Origin of the sequence: Kosmotoga arenicorallina S304, from assembly GCF_001636545.1 — a bacterium.
GTDB classification, from domain to species: domain Bacteria; phylum Thermotogota; class Thermotogae; order Petrotogales; family Kosmotogaceae; genus Kosmotoga_B; species Kosmotoga_B arenicorallina.
In genome coordinates this window covers 164767-185735 of the sequence record NZ_JFHK01000003.1, presented here as the reverse complement: position 1 = coordinate 185735, position 20969 = coordinate 164767, and the positions used below count along the sequence as shown (strand labels likewise).

The window sequence follows — 20969 nt, the reverse complement described above, 5'->3', positions numbered from 1 at the left end:
GCAACTCCGAAGGAGTTCATAACACTGGCTTAGCCAGTCATACCCACGCGCAGCGTGCTTACCCGCTGCATAGCAGCTTTAGCTCAGCACAGCCCCGCAAACATTGTCAGCATCTATACCCCGCTAATAATATCAAGCAACTTAAAGAGGATAATATTTTCTTTGTTTGATGAATACTCGATAAGTTCATCGGTAAATCCGCATTTTGAAAACAACACCAATAATTTTTCCTTGTTCCTGAGCCTCGATGATTTTTCTTCTAATTCAAGAAGGGTTATAAGTCCTGTGGGGCGATTCTGATACTTGCATTCGCCAAAAAGAACAGCTTCGCCATCTCTGTTTACACCAACAATATCTATTTCATTTGTGCCATCCCACCATTTACCGACTTTGGCAATATTTCCACCGAATTCTCCCATCATGGCTTTCTTTCTTATAAGATTCCTGCACAGATCTTCATATACAAAGCTTATGTGATTGTCTATAAGGCCATTGGTTATTTTATCCATCACGTAAGAAGTATCATCTAATTCAAGATGGCTTCTATACGGGTAAACGAATTTGAACCAGAACAAAATGAAGTTGTCTTTTATCATGTAAAGCCCTTTTTTGCTTTTTTCAGGGTATTTTTCTGTAATCGGAACCTCTCTTTTAATGAGATCCATGTCTATTAGAACCTTGAGATAGTAGCTTAACGACGTTTGCTTGATATTTAGCCTTGAGGCTATATTACCTAATTTGTGATTTCCTTCGGAGATGCTTTTCAATATAGAAAAGTAAGTTCCCGTTTCTCTGAATTCTTTGCTGAGTAGAAACACTGGTTCCTCGTATAGAAAACAGCCTTTCGCCAGTATATTATCTTTGATATTCTCATGGAGGTTTTTATCATTGTTGAATAACTCGATATACTTTGGCACACCACCTGTAATGGAATAAAGCTCTATCAGTTCAGTTTTGCTTTTGTCGGGAAAGAAAGCTTTTAAATATTCGAAATCCATTTGTTTTAACCTTATTTGTGCAGTTCTTCTACCATACAAGGGACTTGAGTAGCTAAGGGTCTCGGAATACATCATATTCACCATGGAACCACATAAGACAAGCATTACGTTTCTTTCATTGAGGATTTCATCCCAGATTCGTTGGAGCTTTGAAGAGAACCCCTTGTTGTCTATTGTAAGATATGGGTATTCATCTATAACAATTATCTGCCGCTCTTTTCCTTGGGTAAGGAGATCAAATATGTCTTCCCAACTCACTGTATTTTCTGGTCTTAATATATTTTTTCGGGTCTTTTCGTAAGCAAGATTCTGAAAATACTTCAGGTTTTGCTCTTCATTTTCTTCAGTAGCCAGAAAATAGATCGCATTTTTGCCTTTTATAAACTCCTTTAACAGCGTCGTTTTTCCAATCCTCCGCCGCCCGTACATAACTACAAAGGAGCTTCTATTAGCATTGTACTCATTCTCGAGAAGTTGTAACTCGCTATCTCTATTTACAAACACATAGCCACCCCTATAAAATTATAGCATATTATATTTTATACTATAATAGTTGCAACTATAATTCTGATTCTTGATTCTCTCAAAAACACACTATGAACTGATGACACGGTTGACTTAAGAGACGAGAATCCGAGAGCTGCTTTTCATCGGCTAAGCACGCTGCGCGTGGGTATGACTGGCTACGCCAGTGTTATGAACTCCTTCGGAGTTGCCACGACCAGCTCTGCTGGTGTTTAGAAGTTCTCTTGGGTCTCGCCCTCTCGGCTCTCGGATTCTCGGTTCTCGGCTTTTCAAGCCACGCACAACGTACAACGATTTTCTAGTTTCCATAATCACCCCAATGATACCAAAGTATATAACAAATGGGCAATTATCCCGGCTCCTATTCCACCAATTGTGTGGCTGAATATGGCTTTCCCAACAAGATTTCGAGATCCCAGAGAGTCCATCATGGCTACATGGGTTGAGAGGTAACCACTCCAGCACATACCAATAGCGGTAAGTACAGCAACATCATTTGGCATGAGTATGCCATCGGCAATGAACTTTGGCACAAGGGCGAGGGCTGCTCCAGTGGATCCCAGAGAAGTCAATGGGAAAGCAATAAGCTCTGGTGAATTAAATCCAAAGAGTAATTTCAATATCCAGAAGAGCTTTTCACCCAGCCATGGTAATACAGCTATACCTTCGTATGGGGCACCTGAGTATCCAGAAGGTGACGCAGGGCCATAAGTGAGCATCATGATAAAGGTGGAAATAATCAAAACGCCAGGAATAATGGAAAGACCCAAATCTACACCGCTCTTTCCACCTTCGAGAACCGCATCCATAAATCTTTCAAAGTAACTTTTCTCAGTATGCGCCTCTGTACTGGAAGGTATGGAAATCTCGCCAAAGGCTGCCGTGTTTCTAAATGCCTTTCGTGTAAAATGGCCCATTATTCTTACAGAAATTATACTGCCAATTATTGCTGCGCCATTTCCAATCAGTACTGGAACTAGCAAATTGTATCCCGCAATAGCTGACTGTGCGATCATAAACGTGGTTAACATGAGACCCATACCAAAAGAAGTACCCAGATTACACATAAGGGGTAGTTGATATTGCTTGAAACATCTCACAAAGTACCTGTCTTTTATCAAAGTGAGTATAGCTGGATTATCAGATAAGTATGTTGTGATTATACCAATAGCGGCAGCCCCTGGAAGATCATAAAGGGGCTTCATTAATGGTGATAGGAGCTTGTTTAATAACCTCACCACACCAAATTCTGATAAAAGCCCGCCCAACGCTCCAGTCAAAACGGCAACTGCCATGATGAAGAATACAGTATTGAGGAGAAGGTCATGTGCTGTGTACATTATTGTTTTAAACATATTGCCCAATCCCATTCGGCTGCCAAAAAGCCAAAGAAAGAAGGCAAAAGATATTAGAAGAAAGATTGGTTCAAGTGCTTTTCTCTGAGTGCTTTTCATTTGCTCACCCTTCTAAATTAAGTTTTCGGTTCAAGTCTATAACAAATCCAGTAACCGGACAATCCCTGCATAAAAGTAAATTATGCATAATTATTGTTGAATGGAGCAGATTTTCGCCGGTTATTTCTTTTATGGAGCGAATATATGTTTTAATCAAGACCTTTTTTAATTTGGATATTAGACAAAAAGATGCTATATTTAGTTAGTTAATTAAGATTACTAATTAACACCCCAGAACAAGGAGCGTATTTACGATGAATTTTACAAAGACTGAGATAAATGTTCTAAAAACAGTTAGAAAGCATGGTCTTATATCAAGGGCTGAGATCTCCAGGCAAATCGGACTCAGTAAGCCGATTGTGTCAAAAATTGTTTCACAATTCGTATCTTTGGGAGCGTTGGTGGAAAAAAAGCGCGGGTTAAGCTCAAAAAAAGGTGGAAAAAAGCCAATTCTACTTTCTTTTGTCCCCAACTTCAAATACATTGTGGCACTTGACATAGGCGGAACAAAAATGATAGCTGCTTTAACAGATCTTGAAGGGAAAATTCTGGAAAAGACGAATTTCTCCACGAAAGGGATAAAGAACAAAGAAGAGCTTTTTTCTCTTGTTGAAACAGGTATCAACAGTGTTTTGCAAATTCCCAAAGATAAAGTGTTGGCGATAAGCATGGGAGTTCCTGGTACTGTAAGCAGTGATGATCAGGTTGTACATTACATACCATCTTTCGACCTTAGAAACATTTACCTTGCCAAAGAAATGGAAAAGCGTTTTGGCCTTCCCGTTCGCGTTGCGAATGATGTAACTCTGAATGCGCTGGGAGAGTTGTGGTTAGGTGCTGCTAGAGGCTCAAAAAATATGTTTCTACTTTCTCTAGGTACTGGTACAGGGGGAGCCTTTGTGATAAACGGCGAGGTTTATGAAGGTTCTCACGGAATGGCAGGGGAAGTAGGTTATATGATTACAAGCTGGCCCAATGATCAAGCATCTACAAATGGCTTTGGAAGCCTTGAGAGTTGGTTTTCAGGATACAGTTTTGAAAAAACATTTGGTAATTTAACTGGGAAAAAGGTAAATCTTAAAGAGTTCTTTGCTTCCCATAAAGAAGACAAAATGTTCAGAAAGGTATTAACTAAAGGTTGTGAACATCTTGCGGTAGCACTCGGAAATATAATAACACTCTTTGATCCCGATGTGATTGTTATAACTGGTGGAATTGGCTATAACCAGTATGAAACTTTAATTGAGTTGATATTACCGACAATACGAAAAATTGTGCCTGAAGAGATATACCAAAGAGTTACTTTTAAGAGGGCTTTGCTGGGTGAGCTGGGAGTAGTGCTGGGGGCGGTTTATCACGGACAAACTGAAATTCTTTTATAAATTGCCCATAACGGGCAAAATCACATAGGGGGCGTTTTTATGAAACGGTTCTTTGTGCTTCTTGTGCTGCTTGGTGTATTACTTACCAGTTTTACTTTTGCGGCAAAAACAAAGATTACTTACTGGCAATATTTCTATGAAACAAAGAAGATCACCATTGATCAGCTGATCAAGGAATTTGAAAAGCAAAATCCTGATATTGAAGTGGAACACGTTACTTTTCCTTATGCCAATTACAATCAAAAAGTGGCATCATCTATTCCAGCTGGTGTCGGACCCGATGTAATCAACCTTTATTATGGGTGGATTCCCAAGTACGTTACTTCAGGGTATTTAATTCCCCTTCCCGAAGAGGACTTTTCAAAGGAATATCTTCAATCACAGTTTTTCTCTTTTGTATCAAAGGGAATAGAGTTTAATGGGAAATATTACGCTCTGCCTATTGCTGTTAGATCGCTGGCTCTTTTCTGGAATAAGAAGCTTTTTGAACAAGCAGGGCTTGATCCCGAGAAACCACCAACAACTTTACAGGAGCTTGTTGAATATGCCAAAAGGCTCACAGTGTATGATAAGAAAGGAAACATTGTCCAGGAAGGTCTCACCATGCAACCTTCTGGGCAGGGACATCATTGGATAAGAGAAGTCCTTGTAAGACAATTTGGAGGAGTTCCCTATACCTCAGACTCTCGAACAGTTCTTTACGACAAAACTGGTGCTGGCTCCGATGTTCTAAAATTTTACACCGATTTGATAACAGTAGATAAGGTTGGATATCCCGGCTTCATGAATGATGATGTAACGGCCTTTAAGGCGCAAAAAGCAGCGATGACTATTGATGGCTCTTTCAGAATAGGGACACTTAACAAGATAAAAGGCCTTGAATGGGGTGTTGCAGAGCTTCCAAGTTATATGGGTGTGAAATCCAATTTTGCATCTTTCTGGGCTAATGGCATTACAACAAATGCAACGCAAGATCCCAAGAAGCTCGAGGCAGCAGTGAAGTTTATCAAATTCCTGTCTTCACCAGAATCCATGAAACTCTGGCTTAAAAATGTCGGTGAACTCCCTGCAAATCCTGAACTAGCAAAGGAATACTATGATGATCCTGTTTACGGAGCATTCCTTAGAGGGTTGGAATATGCACATGCGACGTTCTTCGTTGATGAGTCTGCTCAGAGACAGGTCATGATGGATGCAGTTGACAAAGTCGTTTTGAAAGGTATATCTCCTGAAGTTGCGTGGAGAGAAGCTGCTGAAGAGGAGCAAAAGGTTCTTGACAACTTCTGGAGTTCTATTCAGTGATTTTTTCAGTCCGGGGCTAGCCCCGGGCTGAATTTTGTATTTTGGGAGTGTGTAGAATGCGGTTAAGACAGAAAAAAATACTAACAGCTTATGTTTTTTTATCTGTACCACTTTTGTTCTTTATCGTAGTGAGATTTTATCCCATGGTGTATTCATTTTGGTTGAGCTTCACAGATTGGGATTTGATATCTCCAAAAAAGAATTTCATTGGCCTTTTGAATTATATAAACATCTTCAAGGACGAAGTTTTTATGAAAGCCATAGTGAACACATTGAAATATGTTGTATTTGGTGTGCCAGCAGTTATAATTGTTTCTTTATATCTTTCATTAGTTTTGAATAGAATAAAAAAGTTTCAAGGTTTCTATAGATTGCTTTACGTTATGCCTTACATTACTCCCCTCGTTGCAGTCAGCTGGGTTTGGAAATGGATGTATCAACAACCTCCAATAGGCTTCATAAACAATTTGCTAACGATCTTTGGGATTGATTCTCAACCTTTTTTGATGAGCACTTCGCAAGCCCTTCCTTCAATAGTTGTCACCACTGTCTGGGTTAACCTAGGCTATTGTGTAATCATCTTTTTAGCTGGTTTACAAACGATTCCTCAGGAGTATATTGAAGCTGCAAAAATCGATGGTGCCAACAGAAGGCAGATTTTATGGAGAATAACCATCCCTCTTCTAAATCCTATAATCGTGTTTCTCGCTATTACTCAAAGTATTACCTTTTTGAGGATCTTCACTCAAGTTTACAATATGACCGATCAAGGTTCGGGAGGTCCCCTGAATTCCACCAAACCTCTTGTTCTCTATATATATCAGAAAGCTTTTATGTCCTTTGATATGGGAACTGCAGCGACGGCAACTGTAATTCTTTTTGGAATAATCATGGTAATAACTCTCGTTCAGATGTTAATCCTGAACAAAAACATAGAATATTAGTGGTTTTAGGAGTGATGAAATGATTAAAAGAGATAGATTATTAACTGTTTCAGCATACATATTTCTAACCATATTCGCCGTGCTGATGGTATTTCCCTTTATCTGGATGTTCTCTTCTTCTTTCAAAGACTCTGGTGAAATATATGAATTCAACCTATTTCCAAAATATCCAACATTGTACAACTATCAATATATTTTTAATTATTCGCTTTTCCCAAGATGGTTCTTGAATAGTCTCTTGATAGCGATGATAACAACGATTTCAGTCCTTTTCTTTGATTCACTGATTGGCTATACACTTGCGAAATTTGATTTTCCTGGCAGAAAACTTATTTTCATCTTGATTCTCAGCACATTGATGATACCCACCGAGATGCTGGTGATTCCATGGTACATTATGGTGAGAAATCTTCACTGGATGGGGACTTACTGGAGCATCATGTTTCCAGGTATGATAAGCGCTTTCGGTATATTTCTCATGAAACAGTTTATGTCTACAATTCCCAATGATCTTATCGATGCAGCAAGAATAGATGGTGTTTCGGAATTTGGCATCTATTTCAAGATAGTACTTCCTTTAGTAAAACCTGCTCTAGCTACACTTGCGATTTTCAATTTTATTGGCAATTGGAATGCCTTCTTGTGGCCATTGATAGTTACTTCTTCACCAGAAATGTATACCTTACCCGTTGGGGTAGCGTATTTTTCCAGTGAAAATTCTATGAGTTGGGAGCTCATCATGACAGGGGCAGCAGTTTCTACAGTACCGCTTATAATTTTCTTCCTCATATTCCAGAAGCAAATCGTAAAGGGCATTACCATGTCCGGATTGAAGGGGTGACAGTTATGATAACGAGGGTAATCGATTCACATGTTCACTTTCCACTTTCAGATCTTAGAAGCATTATGAATAGGGAAGTTCACCCATGGGTTAAATCAGAACGCAAAAAGTGGAGAAAAGCATGGCAATTTCCTGTTCCACAGAAAATAGATGATCTGGAAGAATTAATTGAGGAATGGTACAAAGAAACTCTTAAATATGACCTTTCTAAAGTTGTCTTTGTTACTGCGAACGGTAATGATAATATGTTGAAAATAGTATCTTCTCACCCCGATAGGTTTGTGGGATATGCCCACCATGATCCAGCAGAACCAAATGCTGCTGAAACGCTTGAAAAATATCTGCAAAAGGGATTGAATGGTTACAAAATTCTTGGTCCCAAAGTTTCAGTTCCTTTGAATGATAGAAGCCTTTATCCTGTATGGGAGGTAGCCCAGAGTTACAGAATCCCCATTCTCATTCACTTTGGAATCATGGGCGGTGCTGGAGGAATTGCAAGTCACATCAACATAAATCCACTGATCATTCACGATGTTGCCAAAGATTTCCCGGAAATAAGCTTCATAATCCCTCACTTTGGCGACGGATATGTTTTTGAAACCCTTAATTTGTGCTGGACCTGCCCAAATGTATTTATAGACACAAGCGGTTCGAATCAGTGGATGAGATGGATGCCTTATGAACTTACTATTGAAAAGCTCTTCAGAAAATACTACGAAACCATCGGTCCTGAGAGGATTATCTTTGGAACAGACTCCAGCTGGTTCCCCAGAGGGTTTTCAAAGAGCTATTTCGATGAACAATACAGGGCCATGGTTTATATTGGAATGAAAGATGATGAAATCGACATGGTTTTGTATAAGAATATAGAAACTCTTCTTAAAGGAAGTGCCGTGAATGGGAATAAATGAGAATTATCTAAGACATGTCCTTTACCCCTCATATAAAAACTGGAAAGAAAATTTCTTGAAATACTTCATCGAAGAAAACAAAGCGCATCTTATAGTACTTAAGAAATGCGGAGTAATAGACATTGAAAAAGCAAGAAAAATAAAGGAAGCGATTTTAACTTTTGAAGAAAAAACAAATTTGCCAGAAGAATTGCCAGAAGGTTTTGAAGACCTTTTTTTCCTTTTTGAAGAAGAGCTTTCAAAACTCATAGGACCTGCTATTGCGGGCTATTTGCATACAGGGAGAAGCAGAAACGATCTTGATACAACTGTTTTTAGGATGCATATAAGAGAAAGGCTCCTCAAGATTATGAGATCAATAATTCTCCTTTTAAAGAGAATTCATAGAAAAATTTTAACAACTGGAACAGAACTCTTTTTACTTTACACTCATGGGCAACCTGCACAAGTATCTAACTTTGCCCATTATTTATCGGCTTTTGCCTTTGAAATTATGGAAGACCTCGAACAGTTCTTTGCAGCATATAATATAGTAAATCTTTGTCCAGCTGGTTCAGCTGCTATAACTACAAGCGGATTTAATCTTGATCGCGAAGAGCTTGCAAAGCTTTTAGGTTTTAAAAGACCAGTGGAAAACTCTTATCGTGCGATAGTTTCATCGCACTGGATTACATATCCTTCGTCAGTCATCAGATTATTTCTTGAAGATATCGGAAGGTTTATCGCCGACATCAGTCATAAAGCATCCAATGAAGTGGGACTGGTCGACTTTCCAGATGATCTCGTGCAGATAAGCAGTATAATGCCTCAAAAAAGAAACCCTGTAATTCTTGAACATATAAGGATTTTTTCAGAAATGGCTGCAGGAGAATTTGTGAATCTAACCACACTTTTCAGAAATGTCCCCTTTCAAGATGTTAACGAAGTAGCAGATGCTCCACTAAGGATTTTCGATAGTGCAAGCGAATACGTTGATTCCGCATTGGTATTACTGAGAACGGTAATAGATGCAGTGGAAGTAAACGCTAAAAAATGCGAAGAACTGGCTATATCTTCCGGAGCAACAACGACAGAGCTAGCAGATACTTTTGTAAGAGAAGCAAATATAGATTTTCGAACGGCACATAAAATAGTTTCAGCTTTTGTGCGCTCAGGTAAATCTTTTGATGTGCTAAAACAGAGTTTTGAAAGGGAAACGGGAGAGCCATTTCGCTTTTCCGAAAAGGAAATTCGGGAAATACTTTCTCCTGAACACTTTGTGGAAGTGAGAAAAATATACGGGGGACCTTCCAAAGAAAGTATGAAAAAACTTCTGAGAGAGTTTGAAAACTCTTTGGAAAAAGCACAAAAGAAATGCAATGAGCTCAGTGAAAAAGCACTTGATTACAAGAAATCTTTGAACGAAATTCTCAGCACTTTATGAAAACGGTGATTGTATGATTATAGCTGACAAACTTTGTGAAATCATTAAGAGCGAACTTATTAAGGCTAATACAATTGCTTGTGAGCAAGTTCGGAAAGAAGCTGAAAAATATAAAGGGCCTTTTTCTGAAATTATCCTGGAAAATATGGAAATCGCTGAAAAAGAAAAGCTACCTTTATGTCAGGATACGGGCATGGTTGAGTTTTTTGCCTTTATAGGTCATAAAGTAAGATTGGAAGAACCTCTTCCAGAAACATTCGAAAAAGCTGTAAGAGATGTATATATTTCTCAACCTTATAGATATTCGGTGGTTTCTGATCCTCTTTTTGAGCGCATTAATACCGGGGATAACACGCCGATAATTTGCCACATTTTTATGGTTGAAGGTAATAAGCTGGAGACAAGGTTCTTGATAAAAGGTGGTGGAAGCGAGAATTTAAGTGCTCTCTTCATGCTGCGCCCATCATCAAGCACAAGAGATCTAAAAGAGATAGTCCTTAATCATATAAAAAGTCTTGGTGCAAATGCTTGTCCGCCATTACATGTGGGGATAGGCATAGGTGGAACGTCCGAAGAAGCCCTTTTGCTTTCAAAGCTTGCTTTAACAAGAGGGTTTGAAGAAAGGAACTTCGTTAAGGAATATAGTCTCTTAGAAGAGGAACTCCTGAAAGAGATAAATGCCTTAAAACTTGGGTATCAGGGGCTGGGCAATGGTATAAGCGCGTATTCAGTAAATATAGAGCACTATCCAACACACATAGCCACTCTGCCGGTTGCCCTTTCGGTCGATTGTTATTTGCACAGGAAAGGAAGTTTCATAATTGAAGATTCCTGAATTTAAAGTCGGAGAAATGATACACTTTTCAGGTGAGTTTATAGTAATGCGTGATGCAGCTCAAAAAAGGTTAAGAGAAATCCTTGAAACTAAGGGAGAGATTCCTCTATATCTCAAGGAGAAAATAATTTTTTACGCAGGCCCGGCGAAAAAAGTATCTGGATCGGAAATTGGGGCTATTGGGCCCACAACTTCTATAAGGATGGACCCATTTCTGGAAATGCTCCTGAAATTGGGTGTAAGGGCAACAATTGGAAAGGGAAGGAGAAATGATTATGTGAGAGAGCTTTGCCAAAAATACTCGGCTCTATACTTCATCACTTCAAGCGGGACTGCAGCTGCCCTTTCAAAAAAAGTAGTGAAAGCGGACATAATAGCCTTTCCTGAGCTTGGCCCTGAAGCAGTTTACAGATTGGAAGTCGAAAAATTCCCATTGATTGTGGCTATCGACAGCTTCGGTAATTCGATATACGATAGAGGTTAATGGAGGAGACAAAATGCATACACTTAAGGAAATTCTGAGAATTCCTGATTTGATTGAGAAAACCGAGAAACTTTTAGTGAAGTTATCCAGAGAAGAAAATTATCTTTTTGTAGGTTGTGGTTCATCCTATAACCTGGGTTTGATACTTTCGAGAACCTTTGTCAAGCACGGTTACAGAGCAGAAGTAATAAGCGGCGGGCAGGTTGTTATTAAGGGACGCATTCCAGATTCTGGCAAGGCAATATTACTCTCACGAACAGGGGAATCTTCAGAAACAGTCTTTGCTGCGAACAAACTTAAAAAGTTAGGATATGAAACTCTGGGTATTTCTTGTGTGCCATCATCTGAGCTATTGAAAGTTTGTGGTGAGTCAATGGCTCTAGATTATGCCAATGAAGAGAGTATCGTGATGACTGGCTCTTTTTCCGCGATCTTATACCTGTTCCTCAAAAATGTTGGTGGTAACATCCTGCCTGAGGAAGCAGAAACAGTATTAAATAGAGGAGCTGAAATCATAGATAGCATAGACCTTGCCAGATACAGCCATTTCGTTTTTCTCGGATTTGAGGAACTTTATGGTATCGCAAAAGAAGGGGCATTGAAAATTCAAGAGATGGCACAACAACCGACAGAATTTCATGAACCGCTGGAATACAGACACGGACCTATTTCGAATCTTACAAATAAGACCTTTGTCGTATTGCAATCAATGGGTACAAAACATGAAGAGGAGCTATCAAAAGAGTTAAAAAATATGGGAGCTTACGTTCTCGAGATTGGACCAGGTGGTGATATTGATGTCAAATATAAGAATGGGCTTGAAAGCCCTTTGAGGGTAATTCCGCTTTTTTACCTCGGATACAAAAAAGCCATAACGGAAGGGCTAAATCCTGACAAACCAAGAAATCTTTCAAAATCGGTAAAAACCAATCTGGATTAACGCATTAAGAAAAGCCCCTGAAAAGGGGCTTTTCTATTCCGCCAATACTGCTTCAAAAGGCTCTAACTCAATGAAAGAGTTTATAACTCCGCTATCTTTATGAGTTCCAAAGATTATGTTGAACCCATTCTTTTCAGAGAGGTTCAAATTTACTTTTACACTTTCGGCGCTAAAATTGAGGATTACAAGTATCCTCTTATTATTGAAGACCCTTAAATAAGCGAATACCTCTGAATTATTAGTTCTTATTGAAATATAATCACCAAGCTTCAAAGCATTGGAATTCTTTCTAAGGGCAAGCAATTTTTTGTAAAAGTTAAGCATAGAATCGGGATCTTTTTCCTGTATTTCCGCATTTACAAATTCCTTATCCGGGTTTACCGGAAGCCAGGGGTCAACTGTTGAAAATCCTGCATATTTGCTATTGTCCCATTGCATCGGGGTCCTGCAACCATCACGCCCTTTGCGTTTTGGCCAGAGATTAAGTCCCAGCGGATCTTGAAGCTTTTCAAAGGGGATATTCCCTTCTCTCATGCCTATTTCTTCACCCATGTAAATAAAGGGAGTTCCCCTGAGAGTCAAAAGCATCGTGGCAAGCAGTTTGGCGCGTTCTTCTTCAAAAACACCATCCGAAAATCTCGAAATAAATCTCGGGGAATCGTGATTCCCCAATACGTAGCTGGGCCATGCAGCGTCTTCAAAGATTTTTTCAGTGAATTCAACCACTTCCTTAAATGTCTTAGCACTAAATTTTGGTACGTCTTTGAATTCGAAATTAAATGCAAGGTTCAGCCTTCCAGGCTTTGTGTATTCGAAATACTGGATTATTCCAAGATCTGTTGCAACTTCTCCAATGGTAACCCTATCTCCGTAACTATCTATGAGTTCTTGAAGTTCTTCAATTACGAGCAACGTTTCGGGCCTGTCTCTGGTGAATACATTGTAGAAGTTTTCGAAGTCAATTTCTGTTTTTTTCTTTTTAGGCGGATTGTTCCTTAACTTGGCGTCTTTGAAAAAGAGATTAACCACGTCAAATCTGAATCCATCCACGCCTTTATCAAGCCAGAATTTAACTACATTAAACAATTCTCTTTTTACTTCGGGATTTCGCCAGTTAAGATCTGGTTGCTCTTTGGCAAAGAGGTGCAAATAATACTGCTTCCTATTCTCGTCCCATTCCCAGGCGCTTCCTCCAAAGTATGAACACCAGTTGTTTGGCAGAGTGCCTTTCTCTCCATCTACCCAGATATACCAGTCGGCTTTTGGATTTGTCCGTGAAGACCTTGATTCTTTGAACCATGGGTGCTGGTCAGAAGTGTGGTTGATCACCATATCGAGGATTACTTTCAAATCCCTCTTATGTGCTTGTTCAAGAAGTTCGTCAAAATCTTCCATGTTCCCGAAAATGGGATCGATCTCGTAATAATCAGAAATGTCGTAGCCAAAATCCTTCATCGGTGATTTGTAAATTGGAGATAACCAGATTGCATTGACACCAAGCTCTTTTATATAGTCCAATTTTGAAGTTATTCCCTTTAAATCACCAATCCCATCACCGTTGGTGTCTTTAAAGCTTCGAGGATAAATCTGGTAAATTACAGCGCTTTTCCACCATTTTTCGGACATAAACAAACCCCTTTCAATCAGCATATATTAATATGTTATCAAAAGCATGCCATTTTCAATAGAAACAAATTAACAGAAAAAATATTACTGATTTAATTTGCTTTGCTATAATAACGAAAACTAGTTATTTAAGAGCGGGAGGATACTTATGAAAATAATGAAGAATGGCAATTTAATGATGGTCTCTGATGATAACGGAACTATTGATTCGATGAATTATCCTGCTGCCGGTTTATATCTCGAAGATACGAGATTTTGCTCGGGGTTACAGTTAAGAACCGACAAAAAAGCCAGGAAGCTCAAAACAAGGTTCACCTTTGACGGGCTTATAAACAGGTATCTACTTCGTTCTTCGCCATTAAAAAATGATTATGACCTGTTTGTAGAAGAAACTCTCAAATTACTTGGCAACAAGCTTGAAGTTGAAATAAAGCTTGATAATTTTTCAGACCAGCGAGTTGAGCTTAAAATCGATTATTCTATCAGATGCGGTTATGAAGATATTTTTGCTGTAAGAGAGTTAAACGATTCATATTTTGGGCTCTCGAATTCAGAAATTCTTTCAGAACATAAGGGTTTTTTTCATGAGGATGAAACAGCAACATATAGGATAGAAAATACGCTTCCGGGTGGGCATTTTATCCTGAAACCAAAAGAAGTTTTTTCAACGAAAGGATACCTTCATTTCAAGAAAGAGCTGAAATCAGAGAAATTATTTAAGAATATACTGGAGGATAGGCCAATCAGGCTTGATCTGAATGGCTTTGGTGAATTTCCTTCCATAATTAAAGGCACCTTAGATGATTTGAAAATGCTTATGATACCCACCAAATACGGAGATTTTCCCGCAGCGGGACTTCCCTGGTACGCCACAGTATTTGGTAGGGATAGTTTGATATTTGCATTGCAAACATTGAACTATTTTCCTGATATCGCAAAAACAGTACTCGAAGTACTCGGGGCTTTTCAAGCAGATGTGAAAGATGATTTCAGAGATGCCACTCCCGGGAAGATAATCCATGAGGCAAGGCTGAACTACCTATCTCTAAACAATCAATTGCCCTTTGAGAGATATTATGGCACCATTGATGCGACTCTTCTTTACATAATTCTTGCTGGCGAATACCTGAAATTCACTGATGATATTGAAACGGTGAAAGGTTTATTTCCACACATTGAAGCCGCAGAAAGGTGGATCTACGAATACGGCGATAGTGATGGCGATGGCTATGTGGAATATTTGCCACTTTCCGAGCGCGGTCTTAAAACACAAGGCTGGAAAGATTCTGGCGATTCGGTTAGCTTCAAGAGCGGAGAGCTTGCACAACCTCCTGTTGCTTTTGTTGAAGTTCAGGGGTACTTGTACTTGGCATATCATTTATTGGCTTGCATTTACAGGCGTCTTGGCAAAGAAAACAAAGCTTATTCTCTTGATGAAAAGGCGAAAGCGTTGAAGTATCGCTTCAATAGGGATTTCTGGCTGGAAGATGAAAAATATTTCGCTATTGCTTTGGACGGGAACAAACGGAAGGTGGATTCGATAAGTTCTAATCCCGGGCAGTGTCTTTTCACAGGTATTGTTGACGATGACAAGGTTGCCCCGGTGGTGAAAAAATTGCTTTCCCCTGAACTTTTTACCGGTTGGGGGATAAGAACTCTTTCAACAGATATGAGAAGATATAATCCCTTTTCCTATCATAATGGAAGTGTTTGGCCTCATGATAACTCAATCATAATAATGGGACTGTTGAAATACGGATATACCAAAGAAGCAAAAAAAATTTCCGAAGCGCTGTTGGAGGCAATGGACAAGTTCCATGACAAAAGGCTTCCGGAACTTTTCAGCGGTCTTTCCAGAGAGGAAACTAAAAATGATGTAGTGGAATATCCTGCAAGCTGTTCTCCCCAGCTCTGGTCCATCGGCACTATATTTACAATAGCAAAAGCTCTGGAAGTCCGAAAGGTAGATGATAAGGGCAGTTCCTTATCGTGAATTTCATCGAAGATATTTGCAATAGGTTAATGCCCGTTTATGAAAAGCCTTGTTAATCTCCCGAAGGCATCTTCGATAATTTCAATATCGTCCCTTGGGACTTTGTTGAGGAAATCGGAAACTATGTCGTTGAAATTGTTCAGTATGCTTTCACAAAGCTTCTTGCCTTTCTTTGTGATATGCACAAAGACAACTCTGCGATCCTCATTTGAGCGCTCCCTTTTGAGATAGCCAAGATTTTCCATATTGTCCACGAGGATCGTTGTATTCGCTCTGGTCAAATGAAAAGCATCGGCAATTTCGTGCATTTTTTTTGGACCTTTGAGATGCACTAGCAACATAATGAAAAATTCCGCAGTTTTAAGCTCTCCTATTTCAACCTGCTCATAAAAATATTTGGTGAAAACCCTTGTCAGGTCAAAGAGCGTTTCAAAAATCTCTCTTGGGGTCATACTGCTTTCTGGCTTTTCCATACTCATCTCCACTTGGGTAGTTTTAATTAGATAATACCATATTCAAAGCCAGCGCTATTAAAACGAGTCACGAGAAAATCGAGAACCCGAGAGCCGAGACTAAGTAACCGAGAAGGCGAGAGCTGCTTTGCAGCGGCTAAGCACGCTGCGCGTGGGTATGACTGGCTACGCCAGTGTTATGAACTCCTTCGGAGTTGCCACGACCAGCTCTGCTGGTGTTTAGAAGTTCTCTCGGATCTCGCACTCTCGCTTCTCGGATTCTCGATTTTCTCGTAACTTGGTTCTTCTTGTTTCTCGGCTTCCAAGCTTTCCTTCATTCCAAAATCTTCTTTATTCTCTCCATAACCTCTTCTGACAGCTTTTCTTTTACTTCCAGTGCTTTCAGGTTTTCTTTAAGCTGATCTACGTTACTAACGCCAAGAATTACACTGCTAACATTGGGATTTTTCAAGCACCACGCGAGGGCAAGTTGAGATTGCTTTGCACCGATTTCTTCGGCGATTTTTCCTATCTCTCTCACTTTCCTGATAGTCTCATCACCAAGTAAACCACGTTCTTCAAGATGCTTTCTGAGTCCCGGGAAGCGAGCTAATCTGCTGTTTTCGGGTATGCCGTTGTTGTATTTTCCTGTTAGTATTCCAGAGGCAAGAGGGCTGAATGTGGTCAATCCCATACCATATTTTTCGTATATTGGAAGATATTCTTTTTCAACGCGTTCCCTGGAGAGCATGTTATACAGCGGCTGTTCAACAATAGGAGGTATGCAGTTGAGCTCTCTGCACGCCTTATGAGCAGCTTCAAGCTGGTCACCACTCCATTCTGAAGTTCCCCAGTATAGGGCTAAGCCATTCCTGATTATATAATCCATCGCGAAGACAGTTTCTTCTATGGGAGTTTCAGGATCAGGTCTGTGACAATATATCAGATCGACATAATCAAGCTGGAGTCTTTTCAAAGAATTCCAAGTTCCCTCAAGAAGATGCTTTCGCGAAAGGCCCCTGTCATTTGGACCGTTACCTCCCCAGAAGATTTTCGTTGATACTACTATATCTGTTCTTCTGAATTCTTTTAGCACTTGCCCCATTATGAACTCAGCCATGCCGCTTGCATATGCTTCAGCGGTATCAAAGAAATTTATTCCATTTTTGAAAGCTTCTTTCATTGCTTCCTTAGCATTATCTACATCGAGCTGGTTTCCAAAGGTCAACCAGGAGCCTAAAGAAAGCTCGCTGATTTTAAGTCCCCATTTTCCTACTTTGCGATATTCCATATTCTCACTCCTTATTTCAATCATGTCTTCTGTACATATCTGTTCTATCAGTATCATGTGTTATTTGCATATGTCTATGTTTGGCTGTTAAGGCCATTTTCTGGATGATGTTTTCAAGATCGCTTTTTTTGAAGATTTCGGTGAGCTTTTCATACAATGGCTTTTCAAATTTGACTATCTCCTCACTTTCAGGATCGAAAACAATGTATTCGATGGCCTTGTTTGAAACTTCGATGCCCACATTGACAAGCATTTTGTGAATGAAAGTTATAAAGATATCACCAACGTCCGCAGGTGTTTTTGCTTCAGAGAGTTTTTCGCGGTATTCATGAGAAATTTCCCGAAATTGCTTCATAAAGGAAATCTGGTCTTCCATAAACCTCACCCCTTTCTTAAAATCTCCCCATCAGAAGAGATACAAAGGAAACAGAGACAATTACAGCTGTCTCAACCCGAAGAATTCTTTTTCCTAAAGACACCACAGAACTGAAACGTTGGAATAATTCCAGCTCGTTCTTTGAAAACCCGCCTTCTGGCCCAACCAAAATTCTGACACTTCTACTTGTAGCAATTTTACTGCTGAAGCTCTGAAAAGGTTTTCCGTAAAAATCTAACAGAAAATTAGTCGCATTATTTAATGCTATTTTATCCGCCGAATCTATGATTTGGAGTTCCGGCAAATAGGGATTCAAACACTGCTTTGATGCTTCACGCATTACCGAAATGAACTTATCTGATTTATCTTTTGAAGCTCTGGCAACGCTATGTTTGCTGTTGAACAATTCAATCCTGTCAATTCCGAGCTCTACAGCCTTTTCCATTACCAGCCGCAATCGCGGCCATTTAGTAGTGGCTACAAGAACAATGAGCTTCTGCTCATTCCTGTTTACATGCTCAACGCTTAAAAGCCTCCCTGTTGTTTCCCTTTTACCAATATTCTCGAGCTGGAAGCGATAGATATTTCCCTTTCCATCCAAACCTGTTAACAAATCCCCGGTTTTCGCTCTCAGTACTTTTAGATGTTTCGCTTCCGAAGGCGAAAGATATATCTTGCCTTTTTCAATATGCTCAACCCAGAAAGCATTTGGCACTCAACCAATTACCTCCAATCCCATATAAGGGATAAGAGCTTCCGGTACTCTTATTCTGCCATCCGGAAGCTGGTAGTTTTCAACAATAGCAACTAGTGTTCTACCAACTGCCAATCCAGAACCATTAAGTGTATGTACAAATTTCAATTTGTTATCTTTGTCTCTAAAGCGTATATTCCCTCTTCTCGCCTGAAAGTCCTCTACATTACTACATGAAGAAATTTCCCTATATGTGTTGTAAGAAGGAAGCCATACTTCCAGATCATAGGTTTTGGCGGCAGCGAAACCTAGATCACCGGTGCACAGGGATACCACTCTATATGGAAGCTTTAACCTTTTCAACACTTCCTCAGCGTTTTCCGTAAGGGTTTCAAGGGCTTCATAAGAAGCTTCCGGAAGGGTAAACCAGACGAGTTCAACCTTGTCAAATTGATGTACTCTTATCATACCCTTTACATCTCGTCCATAGCTACCCGCTTCTCGCCTGTAACAGGGAGTGTAAGCTGTATATCTTCTTGGCAAGCTGTTCAGTTCAAGGATTTCGTCACGATGTTGTCCTACTAGAGGTACTTCTGCCGTTGGGATTAAAAACATATCATCCGGGTCTGTTTTGTAAGCCTCTTCTTCGAACTTTGGCAATTGCCCCGTTGACATCATGGTTTCCCGTTTTACTAAATGCGGTAGAGACACTTCCTGATAACCGTGCTCAGTGGTATGAAGATCAAGCATGAAATTTATCAGAGCTCTCTCGAGTTTTGCCAGATGATTTCTCAAGACCACAAACCTTGAACCGCTTAATCTGGCAGCTCTGTCGAAATCCATCTGTTCACTCTGGACTCCAAGTTCCCAATGAGGTTTGGGTTCAAAATCGAAATTCCTGGGTTCTCCCCATTTTCTCACCACTACGTTTTCGCTTTCGTCAGACCCGATGGGTACACTAGAATGCGGTATGTTGGGAATATAAAGAAGTTTCATTTGGAGAAGTTCATCGAGCTCACCAGCTCTTTGATTAAGCTCTTTGACCTCTAGAGATATTTCCTTCGCTTTCGCTTTTAGCTCCTGAGCCTCTGCTTTCTTCCCTTCAGACATCAATTTTGCGATATTCGATGAAATTGCGTTTCTTTCGGCTTTCTTCCTGTCAGCAGCTGCAATGACCTGACGCCTTTCTACATCGATCTTCAGAAGTTCTTCAAGCAGAGCTGGATCGGCGTTTCGATTTTTGAGGGCGTTTTCAATTATCTCTGGATTGTTTCTAACTATTTTTATATCTATCACAACTAATCCTCCTCAAATATCATTTCAAGTGAGACGTTTTCACCTTCAAAGGAATCATCGTTGGTGTTGTAATAAAGCTTGGTGGCATATATCTTCCTCTTGTTTTTGATATCATTCACGAATACGTCTCCCTCGAGCAATATTATCCCTGTGCTTTCGCTGTATTCAAAATAAAGGGAATTTGCCGTGAGTTCATCTTTGTACTGTATTTCAAGGGGCTTGAAGTCTTCGGCATTTTTAGGAAGCGATTCGCCCGAGTATTCTTTTTTGTTTAAATCGAAATCGAGTTTCTTAGCATTTTTTATCATTATTTTTCTTTTGCCGGTATCGTCATTGAATACGGCGCTAACATTGTGCAAGAGTGTCCCTTTAGATATGTCGAGATCATAAACCATATTCATTGAAGTTGCATCACCGGAAGAAAAATTGACATGGGTCAGCCCAGCTGTTTCGATATGATTCCAGCTGCCATTTTTAGCGGTCATGGTAGCAGTGTCAGTGGTTAATGACACATCGCCTTCTTTTTCGATATAAACATCTCCGGTAAGGAATACGGAATCTTTTTTTCCTGAAATCTTCTTTGCACTGATCCTGACCGTGCTGGTAGCAGCGAAAATGGAGACGACAACCAACATCACCAGAAAAATAGAAAATGCTTTTTTCAAGACAATTCCCCCTTATCCGCTTTTCTTCATTGCGCTCAAGAGCTCATTAAGCATTTCGAGTAATTCTTCCGGCTTATGAGATTTTAGTTCAAGAAGGATTTCGTATAGGTAATTGACTCTTTGTTCAATTACCTTCTTTATTAGCTTGGTGCCTTCCTTTGAGATCTGAATAATATAAGAGCGTCTGTCTTCATCAGAACGCTTTTTTTCTATAAAGCCTGCCTCGATCAAGCGTTTCACGAGCCCTGTGGTTGTGCTTTTAGTTATTCCAAGCATTCTGCTAATATCGCTCATACGCTTGTTACCGGAAAAATACAAAATCTGAAGCACATCAAACTGGGCAGGTGTTATAGGAAAATCTTTAAGAACTTTCCTGCCCTCGCGTTTAACTCTGATAAATATTCCTCTGAGAATTTCTTCGATTTTCGCAGCACGTTCTTGATGTCCTTTCAAGCTCAATTTATCCCTCCTAATCATATTCGATTATATCATTGACATCATGCTTAAAAAATCTATGGTATATCACATTATAAATCA

20 protein-coding genes are annotated in these 20969 nt (G+C 39.7%); 10 read left to right on the top strand and 10 right to left on the bottom strand.

The genetic code is table 11. From position 1 onward, the window contains the following. Positions 1-113: 113 nt before the first annotated feature. Positions 114-1502 (bottom strand): ATP-binding protein, encoded by a 1389-nt coding sequence (locus AT15_RS02515; protein WP_068346031.1) that lies wholly within the window; start codon positions 1500-1502, stop codon positions 114-116. A 332-nt stretch (positions 1503-1834) separates the two neighbouring features. After that, entirely contained in the window at positions 1835-2977 is a 1143-nt protein-coding gene (locus tag AT15_RS02510) for a CD0519/CD1768 family membrane protein (RefSeq protein WP_068346028.1), read from the bottom strand. Between the two features lie 254 nt (positions 2978-3231). Here AT15_RS02510 and AT15_RS02505 point away from each other — a divergent pair, with 254 nt between their 5' ends. From AT15_RS02505 to AT15_RS02465, 9 genes are read left to right on the top strand one after another with little or no spacing between them, the layout of a single operon-like run. After that, positions 3232-4359, top strand: a complete 1128-nt coding sequence (locus tag AT15_RS02505; protein WP_068346026.1) for an ROK family transcriptional regulator — start codon at positions 3232-3234, stop codon at positions 4357-4359. 39 nt (positions 4360-4398) lie between these two features. Further along, positions 4399-5661, top strand: coding sequence for an extracellular solute-binding protein (locus tag AT15_RS02500; protein ID WP_068346024.1), 1263 nt, complete (start codon positions 4399-4401; stop codon positions 5659-5661). Between the two features lie 56 nt (positions 5662-5717). Then, on the top strand, positions 5718-6605 hold the full coding sequence (locus AT15_RS02495) for a carbohydrate ABC transporter permease (RefSeq protein ID WP_068346022.1): 888 nt from the start codon (positions 5718-5720) through the stop codon (positions 6603-6605). A 19-nt stretch (positions 6606-6624) separates the two neighbouring features. Next, positions 6625-7446, top strand: coding sequence for a carbohydrate ABC transporter permease (locus AT15_RS02490; RefSeq protein WP_068346020.1), 822 nt, complete (start codon positions 6625-6627; stop codon positions 7444-7446). Positions 7447-7451: 5 nt separating this feature from the next. Next, positions 7452-8357, top strand: a complete 906-nt coding sequence (locus AT15_RS02485) for an amidohydrolase family protein (RefSeq protein WP_068346018.1) — start codon at positions 7452-7454, stop codon at positions 8355-8357. Then, the gene (locus tag AT15_RS02480; protein WP_068346016.1) at positions 8344-9780 is read left to right on the top strand and encodes an argininosuccinate lyase; all 1437 of its coding nucleotides are present in this window, start codon (positions 8344-8346) and stop codon (positions 9778-9780) included. Before AT15_RS02485 ends, AT15_RS02480 begins: the two co-directional genes overlap by 14 nt. 13 nt (positions 9781-9793) lie before the next feature. Then, a complete protein-coding gene (locus AT15_RS02475; protein ID WP_068346015.1) occupies positions 9794-10615 on the top strand; it encodes a fumarate hydratase in 822 nt (273 codons plus the stop codon). After that, positions 10602-11099: a FumA C-terminus/TtdB family hydratase beta subunit gene (locus tag AT15_RS02470; RefSeq protein WP_068346013.1), complete on the top strand. Its 498-nt coding sequence runs from the start codon at positions 10602-10604 to the stop codon at positions 11097-11099. Before AT15_RS02475 ends, AT15_RS02470 begins: the two co-directional genes overlap by 14 nt. Positions 11100-11112: 13 nt before the next feature. Next, the gene (locus tag AT15_RS02465) at positions 11113-12039 is read left to right on the top strand and encodes an SIS domain-containing protein (protein WP_068346011.1); all 927 of its coding nucleotides are present in this window, start codon (positions 11113-11115) and stop codon (positions 12037-12039) included. A 33-nt stretch (positions 12040-12072) separates the two neighbouring features. Here AT15_RS02465 and AT15_RS02460 read toward each other — a convergent pair whose 3' ends face one another. Further along, on the bottom strand, positions 12073-13665 hold the full coding sequence (locus tag AT15_RS02460) for a glycoside hydrolase family 13 protein (RefSeq protein ID WP_068346010.1): 1593 nt from the start codon (positions 13663-13665) through the stop codon (positions 12073-12075). Positions 13666-13813: 148 nt separating this feature from the next. On the opposite strand from AT15_RS02460, the gene AT15_RS02455 reads away from it, so the two are divergent. Continuing rightward, positions 13814-15658, top strand: coding sequence for an MGH1-like glycoside hydrolase domain-containing protein (locus AT15_RS02455; protein WP_068346008.1), 1845 nt, complete (start codon positions 13814-13816; stop codon positions 15656-15658). A gap of 26 nt (positions 15659-15684) precedes the next feature. Here AT15_RS02455 and AT15_RS02450 read toward each other — a convergent pair whose 3' ends face one another. The 7 genes from AT15_RS02450 to AT15_RS02420 all read right to left on the bottom strand — a co-directional run bounded on the left by AT15_RS02450 (position 15685) and on the right by AT15_RS02420 (position 20891). Next, a complete protein-coding gene (locus tag AT15_RS02450; protein ID WP_161484645.1) occupies positions 15685-16131 on the bottom strand; it encodes a MarR family winged helix-turn-helix transcriptional regulator in 447 nt (148 codons plus the stop codon). A 313-nt stretch (positions 16132-16444) separates the two neighbouring features. After that, positions 16445-17401 (bottom strand): potassium channel beta subunit family protein, encoded by a 957-nt coding sequence (locus tag AT15_RS02445; RefSeq protein ID WP_068346006.1) that lies wholly within the window; start codon positions 17399-17401, stop codon positions 16445-16447. 16 nt (positions 17402-17417) lie between these two features. Beyond that, the gene (locus tag AT15_RS02440; RefSeq protein ID WP_068346004.1) at positions 17418-17777 is read right to left on the bottom strand and encodes a hypothetical protein; all 360 of its coding nucleotides are present in this window, start codon (positions 17775-17777) and stop codon (positions 17418-17420) included. Positions 17778-17793: 16 nt separating this feature from the next. Then, positions 17794-18492, bottom strand: a complete 699-nt coding sequence (locus AT15_RS02435) for an RsmE family RNA methyltransferase (RefSeq protein ID WP_068346002.1) — start codon at positions 18490-18492, stop codon at positions 17794-17796. Beyond that, positions 18493-19767, bottom strand: a complete 1275-nt coding sequence (gene serS, locus AT15_RS02430; protein ID WP_068346000.1) for a serine--tRNA ligase — start codon at positions 19765-19767, stop codon at positions 18493-18495. Positions 19768-19769: 2 nt separating this feature from the next. Further along, complete coding sequence (locus tag AT15_RS02425; RefSeq protein ID WP_068345998.1) at positions 19770-20432, bottom strand: LptA/OstA family protein; 663 nt, start codon at positions 20430-20432, stop codon at positions 19770-19772. 12 nt (positions 20433-20444) lie between these two features. Beyond that, the gene (locus AT15_RS02420; protein WP_084251401.1) at positions 20445-20891 is read right to left on the bottom strand and encodes a MarR family winged helix-turn-helix transcriptional regulator; all 447 of its coding nucleotides are present in this window, start codon (positions 20889-20891) and stop codon (positions 20445-20447) included. Positions 20892-20969 lie beyond the last annotated feature (78 nt).